General features: G+C 44.7%; 1 protein-coding gene. It reads left to right on the top strand.

Translation table 11 applies throughout. From position 1 onward, the window contains the following. On the top strand, positions 1 to 506 hold a 506-nt coding region (locus R7O13_RS31260), incomplete at both ends, for a hypothetical protein (protein WP_318305780.1).

The following is a 506-nucleotide window of genomic DNA, read 5'->3' as shown; positions in this document are numbered from 1 at the left end:
TTTTCGCTAAAAAAGTAAATAAGCTCGATTTTGTTGAGTTGGATTTTGAAGAATTCCATCGGACAGAATTGTTAGAGGCCTATTTCGGAATGGTGTTTGATGCCATCGTTGGCGCAGCAAAGCTAATACGTGTTGGCGGTGCTGTACTTCTGAAGATCAGTGATTTGAGTGAACTCATTTCAGACAAAGAGGTGCTAACGGCTGTCGAAACGCAAATCAATAAAATCAACGATGCGCTCAAGAAAAGCAGTGTGGCGTACATTTATGCTCAAGCGGCTTTGGAAATGCCAAAGGTCGATGTTAAGCCCGTCATGGAGCAGCTTGAGTACGCTTACTCTCTAATCTGTAACGCAACAGGCCGTCCAATGTCATTTATTAACGGTCAGTTGGTCGGTTCCCTTAATTCAACGGGTGACGGTGACCGCAAGCAAAACCGCTTGGCTTCAGTACGTGATTTTAACGAGGTACTAAGGGGCGTATTTGAATCGGTCTTTGGTGCCGACTTT

The organism is Vibrio sp. Y176 (assembly GCF_033438945.1).
The sequence above is the reverse complement of the archived record's forward strand: the minus strand, read 5'-3'. Positions and strand labels throughout refer to the sequence as shown.